Source organism: Paraburkholderia franconis (assembly GCF_009362735.1).
Taxonomy (GTDB): Bacteria; Pseudomonadota; Gammaproteobacteria; order Burkholderiales; family Burkholderiaceae; genus Paraburkholderia; species Paraburkholderia franconis.
Map to the genome: position 1 here is coordinate 195,930 of NZ_WHNP01000001.1, position 17,833 is coordinate 213,762.

Consider the following 17,833-nt stretch of genomic DNA (forward strand, 5'->3'; position numbering starts at 1 on the left):
GCTACCACCTTCCCGAGGCGCCACCGCCGCCGAATCCGCCGCCGCCTCTGAAGATATCGCGGTTTGAGCGGCCACCAAACCCGCCTGACCCGCCACCAATGTACCGTCCGCCAACGTAGGCACCCATCCCGCTGCCGACAAGCGTGAAAATGAGCGCGATTGCTCCGGCAACGACCGCGACGACGATTGCGCCAGAAAGAACCCACGCCAGCACGCCACGTCACAACGGCGCCGGGCAACCGGCCGAGCAAGGCGCGTAGCAAGCCACCAGCGACGACTGCCATCACAAACAATACCGGCAGTAGCCGTCCAGTACCGTCCGATTCGCCGCAACGTGGTGTCGGAGCGGGTAGTGGCTCGCCGCTGACCACGTTCATGATGCTCTCGACGTCGGCGGCGATGCCACCATAGAAGTCGCCCTGCTTGACCTCGGAACAATTACTTCCCGAATAATCCGGCTAATGGTCGCGTCGTTGAGTGCGCCTTCAAGGCCGTATCCGACCTCGATGCGCAGCGAGCGGTCGTTCTTCGCGACAATCAGCAACGCGCCGTCATCAACCTTTTCCGGTCACGCCCTTTCCGGGAACAGAGTCGAACGCTTCAACCTGCGATGTCGCTGCACCTGCTTCCTTCGCGTAGGTTGTGATTGCCTGTGCGAGGGGATGCTCGCTGGCGCCCTCCAGGCTCGCCGCATAACCGAGTATTGCCGATTCCTGCGCTGATTCGAGAGCAACTACCTTTTGAACACGCGGTTTGCCTTCTGTCATACGGTCAGATATTGCTGCTCAAGCTCGCGCTCGTGGTCATAGCGGCCGCACTTGGCGGACACAATCGTTTCTTTGGAATGCCCCGGCTGCTCTCGTCTCTTAAAGAAGCGCGGACTGAAATCACAGCACGACCATTGAAACGGTTCGCAGCTGTTCTCCATGTCGAGTCTGTTGTTTTGGCAGGCGTGCTCGTCGCAGCCGCAGTGCTTGTGTCCAGTCCGCTTCTTGGGACGCCCTAAGTCGTTGGCCAACTACCGACGACACCCCGCAGTATCGGTGAAGCAAAACTGCATCAAGAAGAGAACTCGTCAAAAGCCGCGAGGGCGTGCGTGGCGTACATCATGGAAGGTCCGCCTCCCATGTACACGGCTGTGCCGAGCACGTCCTCCAGTTCGGCTCGCGAGGTGCCCAGCTTGACAAGGGCCTGCACATGAAAGGCAATGCAGTCATCGCAGCGGCAAGCGACCGCAATTCCTAGCGACACCAGTTCGCGCGTCTTCTTGTTCAGCGCACCTTCCCTCGTACCGGCGGCTGCCAGTTGGCCGAATGCCGTCATCAAGTCAGGCTGGGTCTCACGCAGACTGCGCATGTGCTCAGAGACATCTTTGACCGCTTCCTTGAATGCCAGAATGCCGCTCATAAATCCTCCTCGGTCCAGAAAAGCGCACCCGTTCCCGGACTACGCTGCACAGCCCTGGTCGCCAGGGCGTCGGGCAACGGTCTGACCAGTCAATGTCAATCCAGTCACAATCGGGATGCACCGGTCCAGATGCAGGCATCTGCCTGTACTGATGTACTTCTGCTCGTCGCTGTGTGCGTGGTTATGATTTAGCGCAAAGTAGCGCGAAATGGTTACCCCGGTGCGCTCGACGACGACTGGCGTGCCTCCTTATGTCCTCCTTATGTCGGTCAGACCGATGGACTCGTCTTCCACTTTGGCCGTGTGCAGGGTAAGGAAGACGGCGACATCCAGGCAATGGCAGGTCTCTTGATGCGTTTTTACGCTTGCTGCATGGTTGACTTCGCGCGCTCGACGAGCTCGAAGACGGCCATGCCCGCAACCATGGCCGCGACAAAGCCGACGGCCTTCGGATAGCCCGCACCGAACGCCACCAGTGCGGGACCTGGGCAGAAACCAGCCAGACCCCAGCCGGTACCAAAGGCGGCGCTGCCCAGTACGAGCCTCGGCGTGATGGTTGTGCTGGCTGGGAGCTGCATCGGTAACCCAAGGAACGACTTCCTGGTGCGCCCGGCGAAGAAGAATGCAAGCGACCCGACTACGATGGCGCCAGCCATCACAAACGCCAAAGATGGGTCCCAGCGGCCTGCAAGGTCGAGAAAACCCAGCACCTTGGACGGATTGGCCATGCCGGAAAGCATCAGACCCAACCCGAAAAGCAGGCCTGCGAGAAGTGCGATGAGGGTCGCCATGTCAGCCTCCAATCAGATGTCGGTGCACGAAGACGGTCAGGAAACCCGCTACCATGAAGGTCGCGGTTGCGACCAGCGAGCGGATGGACCCGCGCGAGAGGCCGCACACGCCGTGGCCGCTGGTGCAGCCGCTGGCGTAGCGCGTGCCGATGCCCACGAGAAATCCGGCGACCAGGATTTCGCCCCAGGTCGCCTCGATATCCGCATGTGCCGGCTTGCCGAGCAGGCCAGCAATCACAGGGGCACCAACGAGACCGGCGAGAAATGCAAGGCGCCAGCCGACGTCATTGCGCGGCCAGGTCAGCAGGCCACCGAAGATGCCGCTGATGCCGGCAATGCGGCCGTTGAACAGCACCAGCATGGCCACCGCCAAGCCGATGAGGAGGCCTCCCGTCAGCGACAGGCCGGGCGTGAAATGGGTGAGGTCAATCAGCATGATTTGCCCCTGAATGATTGGCGCAGAACTGTTCATACAGCACGGCCATGACGGCAAGTGCCTGCGGGCTCGCCACCGAATAAAAAATGCTCTTGCCTTCACGGCGCGTCGCCACGAGACCGTTTTCACGGAGCACGCCCAACTGCTGCGAAAGGGTCGGCTGCCGGATGCCCAGCTGTTCTTCCAGCTCGCCGACGGACAACTCCCCTTGAGAAAGCTGGCACATCAGCAGCAGACGGTCCGGATTGGCGAGCACTTTTAGCAAGGCGCATGCGCTTGACGCGGCCGCCTGCATCGTGGTCAGGTCAATGGTCGGATGGGACGGTTTCATAGGATGCTCACAATATACACAACGATAGTATATTGAAAAATATAATGTGTGTGAATAGAATGTTTGCATCTGAGGAGACGTTCATCGACCATTCACCCGTTTTTCGACCCTGCAACGTGGACGGTGACCTATGTGGTCTATGAGACGGGGCGTCCCGAGTGCGCCATCATTGATTCAGTTCTTGACTACGACCCCAAGGCGGGGCGCACGTCGAGGACAAGCGCCGACAAGGTCATCGCTTTCGTGCGCGAGCATGAACTGCGCGTCGAGTGGATTCTGGAGACGCACGCCCACGCCGACCATCTCTCTGCCGCGCGGTATCTGAAGCGTCGGCTGGGTGGCCGTATCGCTACCGGTGAGAATATTCGTCGTGTGCAAGGCGTGTTCAGAAAGCTCTTCAATCTCGAACCGGAGTTCCGGCTGGAGGGGTCGTAGTTCAACCACCTGTTCGAAGACGGCGAGACGTTCGCCATCGGCGACCTTACCGGAAAGGCGATTCATGTGCCGGGGCACACGCCAGCCGACATGGCGTACCAGATTGGGGATGCCGTATTTGTCGGCGACACGCTCTTCATGCCGGATGTCGGCACCGCGCGTTGTGACTTTCCGGGCGGCGATGCTCACGAACTTTATCGCTCCATCCACAAGCTGCTGGACCTGCCAGCAGACACGCGCCTGTACATGTGCCACGACTATCCGCCCGAAGGACGTGAACCTGCGTGGGAAACGACGGTTCGTGCTGAGCGCGAAGGCAACATTCACGTGCACAACGGCGTGAGTGAGGACCAGTTCGTGGCGATGCGACAGGCGCGGGATGCGACGCTTGCGATGCCCACCCTGATATTGCCTTCGGTGCAGGTCAACATCCGGGCCGGAGAGTTTCCCCCGCCGGAAGCGAACGGAGTGCGGTACCTCAAAATTCCGCTTAATACCATCTGATGAGTGACCGGGTATGCACGGCGATACCGGACCGGCGCGTCGCCTGCGCGTGCGGCGAGCCAGGAGCGACGATGAGTCGATTTGTCGTTTTCATCGATTCCGCTTAGTCAGACAAACCGCCTGCGGCACCAGCTGAAGTTCGAAGTCTCCTGTTTCTCGTGAGTCGTACCATGCAATTCGGCATCCGAATAAATCTGACACAGTTCCTGCAGCTGCTGCTTCAGGTGCTGCTGGTCGGCATGACCATTGGCATGATGCGAAACGTGGTTCCCGCATTGGCAGAGTCCGAATTCGGCGTGCCGCGCGGGTCGTTCATGCTGCTGGTGGCGTTCGTCGTCGCATTTGGTTTCGTGAAGGGCGCGATGAATTTCGTCGCAGGACGCATGGCGGAAGTGATGGGGCGCAAGCGCGTCCTGGTGCTCGGGTGGCTCGTTGCGCTGCCTATCCCTCTCCTGGTGTATTTCGCAACGAGCTGGTCATGGGTCGTGCTCGCCACCATTCTGCTGGGTATCAATCAGGGGCTCACCTGGTCCATGACGCAAACGGCGAAGCTCGACATGACGCGAGCTGACCAGCGCGGGCTTGTCATCGGGCTCAATGAATTTTCTGGTTACGTTGGTGTTGCGCTGGCGGGCGTCGCAACAGGTTACCTTGCATCGATGCTTGGCCCGCGTCAGGGACTGCTTTGGTTTGGCAGTGCGGTCATCGGCCTTGCGACGATGCTGGCCTGGCTGTCGGTCGTTGAAACGCTTCCCTGGGCGCACGATGAAATGAAGCGCCATCGGAGCCTGACTCCGGCATCGTTGCGACCGAGATACCCCACAACCGTGGTGCCTCAGCCTGATACGGCAGAAATGTTTGCGCTCATGTCCTGGCGTGACCGTCGCATGGCAGCGCTCAGCCTGGCTGGAATGGTTGAGAAGTTCGTGGATGCGCTAGTCTGGGCGTTCTGGCCGGTTTATCTGCACCAACGTGGCGTGAGCCTGCCAGGCATTGGCTGGATTGTGGGCGTCTACGGCTTTACGTGGTGCGCGGCCCAGTTGTTCACCGGAAAACTATCCGACCGCGTGGGACGTCATCTGCTGATTACCTTTGGCATGTGGATTTGCGGGGTGGATGTCGCCCTTATGCCGCTCCGAACGGGCTCCACCTGGTGGAGCGGTTCGGCGGCGATAGCGGGACTTGGAATGGCAATGCTGTATCCGAACCTGAGCGCGGCGGTTGCCGACATCGCACATCCGAACTGGCGTGCTTCGGCCATCGGCATGTATCGCTTCTGGCGTGACCTGGGGTACGGCATCGGAGGGATGGGCCTGGGCCTTACCGCTGCGCTGGGCGGTGGCGTTCAAAGCGCGTTCTGGTTTGTCGCGGGAGCCATGTTTCTGTCAGGGCTCTTACTTTACATCTGGGGCGAAGAGACTCACCCGCGTTTGAACCCCGTCGACTGAACACCGAAGTCCGGTCGCCGCGCTGCATTCGTGCGGGCAGGCATAAGCAACCTGTGACCGAGCATCCATAGGAAACGATTTCGGCGGATGATGCAATAGCCTTGAGATTGGAGAGCTCACTTGAAAACCCGTAAGCACATTCTGCTCGCAACTGTCGTCTTCGCATTGGTTACGAATGCGGACGGAGCTCATTCATTGGATGTCCAGCGCCAGGCCCAGATAGCTGAACGGAGTACAGACGTGATGCCGTTCAGCCTGAACGCGACGACGCACTTCTTCACCAAGACGAGGGACGGAGGCGTCCAGAGTATCCTCGTCAAGGACGTGTCCGATGCACGGCAAATTGCGTTGGTGCGTGGACATCTACGCACCATACAGCAGCAATTTCGCAATGGGGACTTTTCGGGGCCCACGCACATCCACGGTCAGGCGATGCCGGGCCTTGTCGAACTGAAGGCAGCCAAGCCCGGGCAAATCGAGATTGAATACAAGGACGTCCATGCGGGGGCAGAATTGACTTACCGCTCTGCGGACAAGAAGCTCGTGAACGCGTTGCATGAATGGTTTGATGCGCAGCTGTCCGACCACGGACCTAATGCAAGGGAAGGCGATGAGCATCATCATGGTGCCCACAATATGACGATGCAGTAAACCACGTTTTCCGTTGCGAAATTGGTAGCTCAAATGCTCTCGTCAGTATTCGAATTACCTCCTGTTGGAGGCTTGCGAAATCGGGACAAATTGCCCGTCGAACTGAGCAAGATTGGACGGCCGGCATGACGCCGGCCGCTTCCCACCCTAAACGTAGCGGCGGCTCTTGAAGCTGACGGTTCGCTTGTAGTCCTCCATCGAGCCGACACGCCGGATGTTCGCCCACGTGCCCTTGTAGTACGGAACGATGTTGCGGTCGGTCCACGTAGTCGTCACGTTGTCCTGGATGCCGTTGATGTGACCGAACACCATGAACGTCTGGTCATGCTTGATTTCGGCTGCCGGATACGCCATCGCATACGTCGACCCGAAATCGTTGAAAACCTCAACGATGTCGCCGGCACTGATGCCGAGTCCCTGCGCATCGCCCGGATTCAGCTCGATATAGGCCATCGGGTCTCGCGCGCGCACGAACTCGTTGTACTGGTCGTGATAGACCGTCTGCCACACCTCGTTGGTCCGGCCGTTGTTAATCCAGAATCGGTATTTCGCTTTCTGGTCCGCCACGGTTTTCGGCAGGCCCGGCCACGGTGACGGCTTGAACTGCGCCTTGCCGTCGGGCGTGTCGAACTTGCCATCCATGTAGAGCATCTCCGTGCCGACGAGTTTTCCGCCTTCCCACGCCTTGGTCGGCAACTGAACACCGTTGTTGGCCATGATGCGCAGACGTTCATAGGTCACGAGATTGCCGGTGCTGCCACCCTGGCTGTCAATCTTCTCTACACCGGGCTGTCCGGCCCGGCGGAAACCGTCGTTAAAGGCATCTTCCTCAGTCTTCCAGTCAAAGCCGTTAAACCGCGACGCCATCTTCGTGTTGCCCTCCTTCGTGTACATGTCGCGCAATGAGTTAGCCACCCGCGCCGCGATAAGGCAGTCTGGCATTGCGGTTCCGGGCGGGTCCATGAACCGCTCGGACAGACGCATCCGCCGCTCGCCGTTCATGGAGGTCAGGTTCATTTCGCCAGGATGCGCAGCGGGCAACATCAGATGAGCGGCTTCGGCGAGTTTCGTCGGATAGAGGTTGATGCTGGTGACGAATAGCCCGCCCTTGGACGTCGCGTCATAGATGACATCAACCATCTGTTCCGTGCTCGCGCCACGCGCCTTCTGCATTGCATCCTTCACGGTTTGCGAGCGACGCAGAACCACTTCGCGCAGTCCTTGCGCGTTGTTGCTCGTCTGAAAGTTGTTGCATCCCCACCAGGTCATCATCCGGCCTTTACCGTTAATGAGTTCCTGGTCGATGTATATCTTCGTGTTTCCCGGATATGGCGGCCTCGTGTAGCCTTCCTGGTGGCCGCCCATGCGGACGCACCCTGTGCCGCGCCGACCGACGTTGTGGGTCGCAAGAACGACGTCAACGAGAGATGACTGAATCAGGTAGTTGTCGTTGCCCCAGATGATGCCTTTTTCATACGTATGCATCGTTCTGGGCATCTGGCCGGGTGCCTTGGGCTTATAGGACCATTCTGCCGCTGTCCTGATTTTGTCGACGGACACACCCGTAATCCTGCTGCTTTCGTCGAGCGACAGGTTGTTCGCCTTCACCGCATCGTTGAAGCCATTCGTATGCGCCGCAATGAAATCGCGGTCAATCCACCCTTGCTGGACCACGTACGTGAAGATGCCGTTGAACAGCGCGATGTCGGTGCCTGGCTGGATGTCGAGATGAAGAACGTTGTCCTTGCCCGCGACCTGCTCGGCGATTGCGATGGTGGGCGTACGTCTCGGGTCGACAAATACTACTCGGGTCTTCGGTGTTGATTCGCCGGGGAACCACTTCCTCTTCTTGTCGACGGTCGAACCTTGCAGGTTGGGCACCCAGTGATTGAGGAAGTAGTTCGTCTGGGTCTCGTAGGAATTCGCGCCGATGGACCAGATGACATCGGCCAGTTCCGCGTCCTCGTACGAGTTGTTCAGCTCGCCGATGCCCATCTCGCGAGTGGCATGGCATTCCGAGTTGTAGGCCGGCCGGTTGTGGATACGCACCATCGGCGTCTGCAGCGCCGTGAACATCAACTTGCCACTGCCCCAGGTATTCTCGAATCCACCGCCTGCTCCGCCATGGTCGAAGGCGGAGAACACGATGCCGTTCGGTCCATCCTTGTCGAGCACCTTTTTCATCAGACCAGCATAGAGGGCCATCGCCTCGTCCCAGGTCGTGTCGACCCACTGGTCGCTGACGTAGATGCGCGGATTCTTCAGGCGTTCCTGTGTGAGGCCATCCGGCGCATACATGTAGGTTGCCATCTTGCCGCCGCGTGTCGAGCTCAGGCCGCTGTTCACGACACAGCTCTTGTCCGGGACAATCATGATGGTCTTGCGGGAGCCGTCGCGGTCAGTGACTACGTTTTCCATCGCCGGCGTCATGATGAGCTGCATCGGCGGAACCTGCTTCCGGAAATCGACGCCTAGCGCATTCTGGTTTGGCGCGCGTCCACCTTCTTCGCCTTCGGGCCACTTGTACACGTGATACCCGCAGCCAACGATGCAGAAGTGGCACGTCATGTTCGTTCGCTGGGCCGTGACCGGCGGTAGCACAATGCGGTCGTTGTCCTTAGCCATTTTCAGCTCCTCGAACTCAAAGAACGTTAGCCTGGCGGCCGTAAATCAGACCGTCCATTCCGACGGCCGACACAGTGCCAGTCTTCTCGTCGTAGTGAAGACGCACGCGTGGAAGGTTTTCTGTTGCCTGCCCGGCAATCATCTGTCCGCCCTTCTCGGCGTCGAACATACTGAAGTGGCAAGGGCACTTGAATATCTTCGTCGTGGGCTCGTACGCCACCGGGCAGCCCATGTGGGTACACATCGCGCTGTAAGCCACGATGTCTCCATCCGGGCCGACACCGCCCGGCACACGACTGCCGAGCTTGACGGCCGTACACGGCGAAGACGCGTCGGGATAGGTGAAAGCGACCGGGCTGTTGACAGTCATGTGCCCCAGTTGTGCCAATGCCTTCTTCGGATAAGGAAGTGTCGTACGGCTGGTATCGACGGGATTCGCGGCAGTCGCTACGTTCGATGCCAGCGCAGACACTGCGGTCGCGGCAATCGAACCGCCGCTGAGTTTCAGGAATGTGCGGCGCTGGATTTTGAGTTCGGCCATGGTCATCTCCTCGCTTGAATCTTGCTGCTGTTGTCATTAGCATCGAATGCAACGGCAAGACATATGCCAAGCGCTTCGCTATCTGCCAAGGGGCGCGTGCCTTGAGGATTGCCATGGTTTTGCTGCTATTCACCATTACCGTCCGGTAACGGTTCCCAACGGGGAGTGGGCCGTTATGTCACCACTTCGTAACACCCGGCGGCGACAGGTTCTGCGGTTTGCGCTGGGCTTGCCGTTTCTTTCGTCACTCCGCTTCGCGAGCGGTAGCGAAAATCCTCTTGTGGCCTTTGGCACGACGGGAGTCATCCTCGATAACGAAATCAACCTGCTCAACGAATGGAGTCGTGAACTCGAGGAACCGTGCAGCGCCGAAGTGCGGTTTGTGCAGCGCAATGCCTACCGCGATATCGACGACCTGCTCGCCGACGGCCGGCTTGACGTCGCGTGGGTATGTGGTTTCCCCTACGTGACGCATTTGCAGACGATGCGCCTGATGGCGATACCGGACTACGCAGGGCAGCCGCTCTATCAGTCATACCTGATAGTCCCGAAGAGCGATACGCATACGACCCACATCACGCAGCTCCGCGACCGCGTGTTTGCTTTTAGCGACCCGGAGTCCAACTCGGGCTTTCTCGTGCCTGCTACCGAACTCATGCGCGCGGGTATCCGGCCGACGCGCTTTTTCAGGAAATTCTTCTTCACGTATGCGCACAGGAAGGTCGTAGATGCAGTGACCTCAGGTCTTGCAGACGCTGGCGAGATAGACGGATACGTCTACGACACTATCGAGAAGCAATATCCGGAGCGCACGCGCGACGTGCGCGTGGCGTGGCGTTCTCCGCACTATGGTTTCCCGCCGATTGTCGCGCGTCGTTCGCTCGACGAAGAATCATTCCTTCGAATCCAACGCGCGCTGCTCGGGATGAAAGAGCGCGCCGACGGTCAGGCGGTCCTGCGACGGTTGAATCTGGAAGGCTTTTTCCCTGACGACGACAAGGTGTTTGACGGCATTCGCCGTCTGGTATCCATCCTCAACACCGGACCGGTGTAGGGCCGCACAGATGCTCACTCGTGTCAGTTACCGCTACAAGATTCCGCTGGCACTCAGCGGCGTCATTCTGTTGACCGAGTTGCTCGTGACCGTGGCTCTCGTTAGTGTCGCGGTCTCGGATGCCCGTCGTGACCTGGAGAGCAGTGCAGAAAATCTCTGTCGCGTGCTCGCGTTGTCCGTGCGCGACCCCATGATGAAAGACGACCTGTGGCGGGCATTTGAAGTGATTCGCACGCCAGTGGCGGTCAGGGAGCCGACGAACGCACTGAAGGAAATCGTTGTCTTCGATGCACGGTCGCGCGTCTACGTGTCCACCTCGCCGCGCAAAGACCCCATTCAGACGCCAGTCGCGAAACTTCAGCCTCAATTTGCTATGGCCATTTCACGCTTACGCAATGATGGTGCTTCGTTCTTTTTCGACTTTCCCGGACTGTTCGCGGACCGCGACGTGACCGCCGGCATGCAGGTCAATTCCGATGACAGTAGCAGGCTGGGCTACGTTGTCCTCGTGTATGACGCCAATGCGTACTATGGCCGGATGCGGTCAACGCTGCTCAAGCTTGGGGCAGCGACTGTTCCCGCGTTGCTGCTACTCATCCCCCTGGGCTGGATATGGGGTGACCGGATGGCCAAGCCGTTACTTCGCCTTGCGGCTGCCATGGCTCGCGTTGGAAAAGAGCATCCGGCAAAGTTGGGTGCGGGCATTACCGGGCAGAGCAACGACGAAATCGGGCAACTGGAACAGCAGTTCCAGGCAATGCTCGGTGAACTCGCGCAAAAACAGGAACTGGAGCGTGAGGTCGTCGTGTCGGAGCGATTGGCGGCTGTGGGACAAGTTGCCGCCGGCATCGCACATGAGATTAACAATCCGCTTGGCGGGATGCTCAACGCTATCGACACCCTCAACACCCACGGCGAACCCGATGCACAGACCAGGAAGACCCTTGGGCTCCTGGAGCGCGGCCTTGCCCAAATCCGCTCGACGGTGGGCGCGCTGCTATTCGAGGCGCGCCTTGACTCTCCGGCAATGAGCGTATCCGACTGGCAGGACCTGAAACTGCTGATAGCACCACAGATTCAGGCAAAGCAGGCCGTGTTTCACTGGGAAGTCGACCTGGACGAAGCTATCTCGCTACCGGGACATCTTGTGCGCCAGCTGGTCCTCAACCTGCTGCTTAACGCTGCCAAGGCGGTTGAGGTCGGAGGACGGGTCGACTGCCTCGCAGCAGTAAGCGTCGCGGGACTCGAAATAAGAGTGGCGAACACCGGCCAGCATATCTGCGGCGCCGCGATGGAGCATCTGTTTGAGCCCTTTGGCGCTGTCACCAGGACCGAAGGCCGACGGTCATACAGCCTTGGGCTGTGGGTTAGCTATCAGATAGTTACCCAGCTTCGCGGCACAATTTCGGTCGATAGCGCACCGGGGAAGACGTGCATCTTCGTGCTGATACCGGTGAGTTCATCATAAGAATGGGAGCAGTCATGGGGACCACGCTCATCTGTGTTGTCGAGGATGACCCCATCATGGGCGAGTCGCTCGCGGACCGTTTCCGGCTGGAGGGATTTGAGGTCGATTGGCACATCGACGGGGAATCGGCATTGGATGCCTTTGGTAGCAGGCCGTATCAGGCTGTCATCAGTGACATCCGGCTACCTGATATCTCAGGCGAAGAGCTGTTTTCCCGGGCGAAGGCGACGCGCGTGGGCGTACCGCCATTCGTGTTCATCACTGCGTACGCCTCGGTGGAAACCGCTGTTTCTGTCCTGAAAAGCGGCGCCGCCGACTACGTCACCAAGCCGTTCGATATTGGGGCGCTTGTCGAGAAGGTCCGACTTCTCACTGGTACGGGCATCCCCGACCAGGCCATGCCGGCGCAGAGCGAACTCGGCGTATCGGAAGCGATGAGGCGACTAGCCGAAATGGTCCCCCGGATTGCCGGCAGAGCGAGGTCGATTCTGATTACTGGCGAGTCCGGTGTTGGAAAAGAGGTCGTGGCAAGGTTCGTACACCGTCATTCGCCGGGCGAAACGCTGCCGTTTGTTGCCGTCAACTGTGGCGCGGTTCCTGATACGCTCCTTGAATCCGAATTCTTCGGTCATGAGCGAGGTGCGTTCACTGGTGCCGAGCGGCAGAAGAAGGGCTACTTCGAACAGGCCGAAGGCGGCACGCTCTTTCTTGACGAAATTGGCGACCTGCCGTTGTCGATGCAGGTCAAGCTGCTGCGTGCTCTTCAGGAGCGTCGTATCACCAGGGTCGGGGGCGAGCGGGAGGTTGAAACCACCTTCCTCCTCATCTGCGCGACGAATCGCGACCTGGCGGAGCTGGTCCGTCTTGGGAAATTCAGGGAAGACCTGTTTTACCGCATCAATATCTTGCAGTTACGCGTGCCGGCGCTACGCGACCGGCCGGACGATGTCCTGTGGTTTGCGCACCGGTTCGTGCGTGACATCGCGGGCCGTCTGGGGGAGCCTATAAAGCTTTTCCATCCGTCAGCCGAGGCCCGACTTGCTACCTACGGATGGCCGGGCAACGTCCGGGAACTGCAGAATCGCCTCGAGCGGGCGTGCATTGTCTGCTCAGGGAACATGCTCTTTTCTTCGGACATTTTCGAAGAGGACGGTGCTCAGGCTGTGCCGCCACCCAACATGGATACCCCGCTCGAGGGCTATATGGCTGCATGCGAGAGCGCGTTCATTCGCGCAGCGCTGTTGCAGCATCAGGGTCACATCTCGGAGACCGCCAACGCCTTGGGTATTTCCAGGAAAAGCCTGTGGGAAAAGATGCGACGGCATGCGATAGCGGCTGAACCGCACATCCTCGCGTCAAAGTAGCGGCAAGCGCCTAAAGGACCTTGTACGAGTGTGGATGGGGACGGTGCAGCGCTTGAAATCCGAGGGCACATTGGACCTGGCGCCGGGCCTGCCAATATTCGGTTTGCGAAACAAAGTCACAGCCGCTATTAAGCGCCGACACTACTGGTTTGCTAAAGACTTGTGGTCAACGCGGCTATCAAGCCGGCTTTAACAAGTAGAGCCTCCGGAATGACCTCGTAGGCAGTGCCCTCGATGTTGACGGTGCGACATTCGGAATCTCCGCAAACAGAACAGCAACGGCTGGTGCCCGCTGAGCCCTTCAGCCATTCTTCCATTGGCTTTCCGGCAATCCAGATACGATTGGATTCGGAAGGATTGGCCTTGAATGTCGCTTCGTCAATGGACCGTGTTTCCAATGCCGGTTCGATGCCGAGTGGCAGTAACGTCGTGCGCAACTCCTCGAGTGCTCGCTCGACCTGTTCCCCAGTCCCTGCGCAACGCGGGCATGTGGTCCCACCGGTGACAAGTCGTTGCCAGACAATAGGGAGCTTCTTCATGGCGTTTCTCCTTGAGTAACGCTAACGATTTCAGCTGCGCGCGCTAGCGAATCATGTGCTTCAGACCGACTTCGCCGACGGGCGCCTCGGCAAGCCACGGGATCAAGGCGGTCCGTCGCGACAAGGTGTCCGCGACGCGGCGAATGAAAGGAACCTCATAAGTTCCACGCTGGCACAAAATCGGATTTGTGGTGCCGCTTGCCAACAGGGATTGGTTAATGACCCATGCGTAAGGCTCAATGCCCGCTCGTGCCAAATCAGCTCTCAGGCGTTCAGCCTCGTGAACCGGAGTCGCTTCTGGCAGGGTGACGATGAGAATTCGCGTGTAGTCCCGGTCGCGCAAACGGGGAAGCAGCTGACGGACTGCCTCGGGCATATCGCCTTGCGTTCGCATCACTTCCCGATGGAATGCCTCCGCTGCGTCTAGCAACAGAATGGTGTGCCCTGTGGGTGCCGTATCCAGTACGACGAATCCCGTCGTGCCTTCGTCTACCGTTCGCGCGAACGCCCTGAAAACCGCAATTTCCTCAGTGCATGGTGAGCGCAGGTCCTCTTCAAGCATGGCCCGACCGCCAGCATCGAGGTGATGGCCGGCTTTCTCCAGCACTTCTTCCGTGTATTGCCTGACTTCCAGTGATGGGTCGATACGGGTGACGGTTAGCCCAGGCACCGCGCCGTCAATTGCGTCGGCCACGTGAGAGGCCGGGTCGGTTGTCGACAAAACGACCTTATGTCCTTTTCTGGCAAGCGCAACCGCAATCGCGGCGGCAACAGTGGTTTTCCCCACACCGCCTTTGCCCATGGTCATGATGACGCCATGGCCAATCTTCGACATCTCCTCAACGAAACCGCCGAGCCCCGGCGGCACAGCCGTTTCGGGCATTCGGTGGAGAGTCGGTAGCTCAACAGTTTCGGGGTGCGCCATCTCACGCAATGCGTCCAGGCCAACCGCGCCACGAGGGAGAAAAGGTATCCGTGTCTGCCGCAAAACGGCCAGCCCCCGGGGCATATCCGCGAGCGCCGATTTCGCGCGCTCGCGCATCGCTGTCGCGATGGCGTCGTCTTGCTGGTCGGTTGTGAATATGCCGTTGATGGCCAGCATCAGGTTGCGGACCCCCAGTTCTGCCAGCTCTCCGCGCGTGCGGTTGGCTTCTCGCAGGGAAGCGGTTTCCGGTCGGCTCACCAGAATGACTGTCGTGTCCTCGGCGCATGACAGGCGCTCGACGGTCGCCGCGTAAAGAGACTTCTGCTTTTCAAGACCTGCCAGCGGCCCAAGACAGGACGCGCCTCCCGTCGACGACGAGATGAATTCGTTCCACGCTGAAGGCAAGGTCAACAGGCGAAGGGTGTGTCCGGTCGGCGCCGTGTCGAAAATCACATGGTCGAAATCCGCCGTCGTTGCTGCATCACCGAGGAGTTTGGAAAACTCGTCGAAAGCAGCAATCTCGACGGTACACGCACCGGAAAACTGCTCTTCCATGCTTCGGATGGCGGCTGCCGGCAAGACACCCCGATAAGGCGCCACCATACGTTCCCGATAGGCCTGTGCAGCGACCTCGGGGTCGATGTTCAGTGCGTACAGTCCGGGGGCACCCGGCACGGCAGTTGGGGACCTGACTCAGGCTGACACCCAGCACCTCGTCGAGGTTGGAAGCGGGGTCGGTGCTAACGATAAGCACCTTTTTTCCAGCATCTGCCATCGCCAGACCGGTTGCACATGAGAGCGACGTTTTGCCGACGCCGCCTTTTCCCGTGAAGAAAACATATCGAGTCTGAGTATCGGGCAGAGGCATGGATGCTCCTTAGCAGCAGCCGGAATCCGGCGAACAGCAACTACCCAGCTTGACGCGGGGCTTTTCATCCGTCGTCAGCGTAATGCTCAGTTTCTGGGCTAACTGCTGCCGCGATGGATACATTCCGGTAGATGCGATGTGCCCGTCGATAGAGATGATGGGTAGGCGGTCCGTGCCAGCTTCGAGTTCCTTGACCACGGCCGGATTGCTCACGAAGGCTTGCGGGTCCTGGCCCAGATTGTGCCGAATCACGGAAACGCCGTGCGCTTCGACCCATTTCAGGTCTGCCGAAAACTGCGCCAACACCGGGTCGACATCGATACCGCACACCCCTGTTGAACAGCACATGGCGGGGTCAAATACTTCAAGGTTTTTCATGATGGGCACCATCGTGGTAGTGAGGATTCGGCGGTCTCCAGACACAGGCGCGCTTCTGCGGACAGATGTCAGTGAACTGCGGCAGGTTGCGTCCGGGTTCACGAACGAACGCGCTCATGTGACTTGAATCCACGTTGCACAGAATGTCAGTGGCGGCTTCGTCAATCCGTATAAGCTAGAGCGCCGCGACGGAAAGCGCTTGCGCCGAGTCAACAGGAGCCCGGATACCCGAGTTACGCCTCGTCCGTCTGCTTTGCCGGCTCGTCATGCTGCCGCGCAGCGCCAGCGGTCGCATCTGCCTTATGGTCGGTCGCGGCAGTGGTTCCCGGCAGCACATGCGCCTGCTCCATCCAACGAAACAGAAGAACTGCGAGCGCACCGCCGACCAGTTCACTCACGATGAAGCCCGGCGCATCGACGGGCCGGATGCCCGCAAAGGTGTCCGTAAGCGAACGCGCGATGGCGACAGTAGGATTGGCAAACGAGGTCGATGCCGTGAACCAGTAGGCAGCGGTGATATAGCCGCCTACGGCTGCCGGAATAAATTCGATACGCCGCTTCGCCACGTTAAGAATGACGGTGAGCAGGCCGAACGACGCGACGACCTCGCTCCACCATTGCGATAGCCCCGTTCGCACATGATGCGAGGTCTCTATCAGGGGCAGGTTGAACATCCCGTGAGCAGCTATTACTCCCGCGATTGCGCCGACAGCCTGTGCTGCGATATACGCTCCCGCATGCTTCCAGCGCAGTTTGCCGAGGCAGACTTCGGCGAGCGTCACCAACGGGTTGAAGTGCGCGCCCGAGATGTTGATGAATGTGGCGATTAACGCTACGAGACCTGCGCCTGTGGCCAGCGTATTGGCAAGAAGGGCGATTGCGACGTTGCCACTGGCAAGCCGCTCACCCATGATGCCGGAACCAACGACCGTCGCGAGAAGCAGGGCTGAGCCAAGGAACTCGGCGACGACAGCTTGACGCAATCTCATGGCACGGACTTCCCGATATCAGTGACTTCCTTCTTGATGGCGAGGCGGTCGAGCGATGCCAGCGGCAGGCTCTTGAAGAGTTCAATTCGCTTGCGCAACGTAGCCGCAGCATCCTTGAAGGCGCGCATTTTCGTGTCGTCGGAGCCTTCCACGGCGGCCGGGTCCGGGACACCCCAGTGTGCCGTAACGGGTTGACCCGGCCATACTGGACATTGCTCGCCGGCTGCGGCGTCGCATACGGTAAAGACGAAATCCATCACGGGCGCTTCCGGGGTCGCGAATTCATCCCATGACTTGCTCCGAAGTCCCTCGGTCGGAATTCTCATCTGCTGCAGAAGCTTCAGCGTCAGCGGATTGATTTTCCCCTTTGGATGACTGCCAGCGGAGTAGCCTTTGAAGCGTCCGCCGCCCAGTGCATTCAACTGAACCTCAGCCAGTATGCTTCGCGCCGAGTTGCCCGTGCAGAGAAACAGCACGTTGTAGACCTTGTCGTTCATGTCATCCTCTGTTTTAGACGCGGACGCGTTACTCCCCTTTCTCACGCAGGGACGTGCCAATGTTCTGCATTTCGTGCTGCAAGGTGCCATGCTCGAGGTTGTCGAGCGGCAGATTCGTGAACATGTCAATCCGCCTGCAAAGTTGAGCGTACGCACGATGGAACGCGGCACGCTTTTCATCGTCGCCACCCTCGGCTCTTGAGGGGTCCGCCACCCCCCAGTGGGCTTTTGCCGGATGCCCCGGCCAAATCGGGCACACCTCGCCCGCAGCGTCGTCACAGACTGTGATGACGAAGTCGATTTTCGGGGCGCCATCTTTTGCAAACTCGTCCCAGCTCTTGCTGTGCAGGCCGTCCGTCGGAATATCCAGCGAGCGCAGCAGTTCCAGCGCAAACGGATTGGGTCCTGCACCTGGGTGGCTGCCGGCGCTGTACCCGACAAACCGGTTGCCAGCACGCGCGTTGAGCGCTGCTTCCGCAAGGATGGAACGTGCAGAGTTATGCGTGCACAGGAAGAGGACGTTGTATTTGCGCTGTTCAGTCACGGAGTTCTCCAGCTGGGTTCGGTGCCGGCAGGTTTATA

The 17,833-nt window shown here is 59.4% G+C and carries 16 protein-coding genes and 5 pseudogenes; 7 read left to right on the top strand and 14 right to left on the bottom strand.

Annotated elements, in window-relative coordinates; genetic code table 11:
- Nucleotide 1: 1 nt before the first annotated feature.
- Nucleotides 2-565, bottom strand: a pseudogene (locus GCT13_RS00885) (TPM domain-containing protein); the annotation flags it as partial.
- Nucleotides 564-767 (bottom strand): annotated as a pseudogene (locus tag GCT13_RS49030) (hypothetical protein); the annotation flags it as partial. The pseudogenes GCT13_RS49030 and GCT13_RS00885, both read right to left, overlap by 2 nt.
- Here GCT13_RS49030 and GCT13_RS00890 point away from each other — a divergent pair.
- Nucleotides 767-1,006, top strand: a pseudogene (locus tag GCT13_RS00890) (CopD family protein); the annotation flags it as partial. The pseudogenes GCT13_RS49030 and GCT13_RS00890 overlap by 1 nt on opposite strands.
- A gap of 53 nt (nucleotides 1,007-1,059) precedes the next feature.
- Here GCT13_RS00890 and GCT13_RS00895 read toward each other — a convergent pair.
- From GCT13_RS00895 to GCT13_RS00910, 4 genes are all read right to left on the bottom strand, one after another.
- Complete coding sequence (locus tag GCT13_RS00895; protein WP_152754895.1) at nucleotides 1,060-1,407, bottom strand: carboxymuconolactone decarboxylase family protein; 348 nt, start codon at nucleotides 1,405-1,407, stop codon at nucleotides 1,060-1,062.
- A 359-nt stretch (nucleotides 1,408-1,766) separates the two neighbouring features.
- Nucleotides 1,767-2,198, bottom strand: coding sequence for a DUF6691 family protein (locus GCT13_RS00900; protein ID WP_152754896.1), 432 nt, complete (start codon nucleotides 2,196-2,198; stop codon nucleotides 1,767-1,769).
- Between the two features lies 1 nt (nucleotide 2,199).
- Nucleotides 2,200-2,634 (bottom strand): YeeE/YedE family protein, encoded by a 435-nt coding sequence (locus GCT13_RS00905; RefSeq protein WP_152754897.1) that lies wholly within the window; start codon nucleotides 2,632-2,634, stop codon nucleotides 2,200-2,202.
- Complete coding sequence (locus GCT13_RS00910) at nucleotides 2,624-2,965, bottom strand: ArsR/SmtB family transcription factor (protein ID WP_152754898.1); 342 nt, start codon at nucleotides 2,963-2,965, stop codon at nucleotides 2,624-2,626. Before GCT13_RS00910 ends, GCT13_RS00905 begins: the two co-directional genes overlap by 11 nt.
- 69 nt (nucleotides 2,966-3,034) lie before the next feature.
- Between GCT13_RS00910 and GCT13_RS00915 the strand changes: the two are divergent.
- The 3 genes and pseudogenes from GCT13_RS00915 (at nucleotide 3,035) to GCT13_RS00925 (ending at nucleotide 6,003) form a co-directional block, all read left to right on the top strand.
- Nucleotides 3,035-3,904 (top strand): annotated as a pseudogene (locus tag GCT13_RS00915) (MBL fold metallo-hydrolase).
- A gap of 170 nt (nucleotides 3,905-4,074) precedes the next feature.
- Complete coding sequence (locus GCT13_RS00920) at nucleotides 4,075-5,352, top strand: MFS transporter (protein ID WP_152754899.1); 1,278 nt, start codon at nucleotides 4,075-4,077, stop codon at nucleotides 5,350-5,352.
- Nucleotides 5,353-5,472: 120 nt separating this feature from the next.
- Nucleotides 5,473-6,003 carry an aspartate carbamoyltransferase gene (locus GCT13_RS00925; protein ID WP_227746686.1) on the top strand — a complete coding sequence of 177 codons (531 nt, stop codon included), beginning with the start codon at nucleotides 5,473-5,475 and terminating at the stop codon, nucleotides 6,001-6,003.
- 147 nt (nucleotides 6,004-6,150) lie between these two features.
- Here GCT13_RS00925 and GCT13_RS00930 read toward each other — a convergent pair whose 3' ends face one another.
- A complete protein-coding gene (locus tag GCT13_RS00930) occupies nucleotides 6,151-8,628 on the bottom strand; it encodes an arsenate reductase (azurin) large subunit (protein ID WP_152754900.1) in 2,478 nt (825 codons plus the stop codon).
- A gap of 16 nt (nucleotides 8,629-8,644) precedes the next feature.
- Nucleotides 8,645-9,169, bottom strand: coding sequence for an arsenate reductase (azurin) small subunit (locus tag GCT13_RS00935; protein WP_152754901.1), 525 nt, complete (start codon nucleotides 9,167-9,169; stop codon nucleotides 8,645-8,647).
- 46 nt (nucleotides 9,170-9,215) lie between these two features.
- Here GCT13_RS00935 and GCT13_RS00940 point away from each other — a divergent pair, with 46 nt between their 5' ends.
- From GCT13_RS00940 to GCT13_RS00950, 3 genes are read left to right on the top strand one after another with little or no spacing between them, the layout of a single operon-like run.
- On the top strand, nucleotides 9,216-10,223 hold the full coding sequence (locus GCT13_RS00940; RefSeq protein ID WP_227746687.1) for a PhnD/SsuA/transferrin family substrate-binding protein: 1,008 nt from the start codon (nucleotides 9,216-9,218) through the stop codon (nucleotides 10,221-10,223).
- 10 nt (nucleotides 10,224-10,233) lie between these two features.
- Nucleotides 10,234-11,691: a sensor histidine kinase gene (locus GCT13_RS00945; RefSeq protein WP_152754902.1), complete on the top strand. Its 1,458-nt coding sequence runs from the start codon at nucleotides 10,234-10,236 to the stop codon at nucleotides 11,689-11,691.
- A gap of 14 nt (nucleotides 11,692-11,705) precedes the next feature.
- Nucleotides 11,706-13,055, top strand: a complete 1,350-nt coding sequence (locus GCT13_RS00950; protein ID WP_152754903.1) for a sigma-54-dependent transcriptional regulator — start codon at nucleotides 11,706-11,708, stop codon at nucleotides 13,053-13,055.
- 152 nt (nucleotides 13,056-13,207) lie between these two features.
- On the opposite strand, the gene GCT13_RS00955 is transcribed toward GCT13_RS00950, so the two are convergent.
- The 6 genes and pseudogenes from GCT13_RS00955 to GCT13_RS00980 all read right to left on the bottom strand — a co-directional run bounded on the left by GCT13_RS00955 (nucleotide 13,208) and on the right by GCT13_RS00980 (nucleotide 17,795).
- Complete coding sequence (locus tag GCT13_RS00955) at nucleotides 13,208-13,594, bottom strand: DUF2703 domain-containing protein (protein WP_152754904.1); 387 nt, start codon at nucleotides 13,592-13,594, stop codon at nucleotides 13,208-13,210.
- A 43-nt stretch (nucleotides 13,595-13,637) separates the two neighbouring features.
- A pseudogene (arsA, locus tag GCT13_RS00960) lies at nucleotides 13,638-15,387 on the bottom strand (arsenical pump-driving ATPase).
- A gap of 9 nt (nucleotides 15,388-15,396) precedes the next feature.
- Nucleotides 15,397-15,765 carry an arsenite efflux transporter metallochaperone ArsD gene (arsD, locus tag GCT13_RS00965; RefSeq protein WP_152754905.1) on the bottom strand — a complete coding sequence of 123 codons (369 nt, stop codon included), beginning with the start codon at nucleotides 15,763-15,765 and terminating at the stop codon, nucleotides 15,397-15,399.
- Nucleotides 15,766-15,998: 233 nt separating this feature from the next.
- Nucleotides 15,999-16,754, bottom strand: a complete 756-nt coding sequence (locus tag GCT13_RS00970; RefSeq protein WP_152754906.1) for an aquaporin — start codon at nucleotides 16,752-16,754, stop codon at nucleotides 15,999-16,001.
- Nucleotides 16,751-17,251: an arsenate reductase ArsC gene (locus GCT13_RS00975; protein WP_152754907.1), complete on the bottom strand. Its 501-nt coding sequence runs from the start codon at nucleotides 17,249-17,251 to the stop codon at nucleotides 16,751-16,753. Before GCT13_RS00975 ends, GCT13_RS00970 begins: the two co-directional genes overlap by 4 nt.
- A gap of 28 nt (nucleotides 17,252-17,279) precedes the next feature.
- Entirely contained in the window at nucleotides 17,280-17,795 is a 516-nt protein-coding gene (locus GCT13_RS00980; RefSeq protein ID WP_321574125.1) for an arsenate reductase ArsC, read from the bottom strand.
- Between the last annotated feature and the right edge of the window lie 38 nt (nucleotides 17,796-17,833).